The 509-nt window shown below is 58.2% G+C and carries 1 protein-coding gene; it reads right to left on the bottom strand.

What is annotated here, in order from left to right; genetic code table 11:
• Window positions 1-49 precede the first annotated feature (49 nt).
• A partial coding sequence (locus tag ACTJKB_RS30920) for a fibronectin type III-like domain-contianing protein (protein ID WP_440838043.1) occupies window positions 50-509 on the bottom strand: 460 nt, incomplete at its 5' end.

Below are 509 nucleotides of genomic sequence, written 5' to 3'. Positions count from 1 at the left end.
CGCCTGCTGCTCCAGCCATTGCTGCTCGGACAGCTCGCGGATCAATCTTCTAATCCGTTCCATGTGACCCCTCCGTTCCACGCGAACCCTCCGTTACCTCGAGTGTAGCTTCCAGTACCTCATTGACATGAGGACCCACCAGCACCTTGAATCCGCCCGGCTCCACGACAGGCTGAACCTCCGGACCGATATATTGCAGCTGCTCCGCGCCGACTTCAAATTCCACGATTTGCGCTTCGCCCGGAGCCAGCGTGATTTTGCGGAAGCCTTTGAGTTCCTTCGCAGGTCTGGATACCTTGCTCACCACGTCGGAAATATAGAGCTGGACGACCTCGGCGCCTTCCCGTTCCCCCGTGTTGGTCACGGTGACCCGTACCGTTGCGGTTTGGTCTTCCGTGATTGCCTGCGGCTCTACCTGGAGTTCCGAGTAGTGGAAGCTGGTATAGCTCAGTCCATACCCGAACGGGTAGCGGGGCTGCGAATTGGCTTCCAAGTATTGTTTGCCGCGT

It is taken from the genome of Paenibacillus sp. 22594, assembly GCF_052044425.1.
GTDB lineage: Bacteria > Bacillota > Bacilli > Paenibacillales > Paenibacillaceae > Paenibacillus_AQ.
The sequence above is the reverse complement of the archived record's forward strand: the minus strand, read 5'-3'. Positions and strand labels throughout refer to the sequence as shown.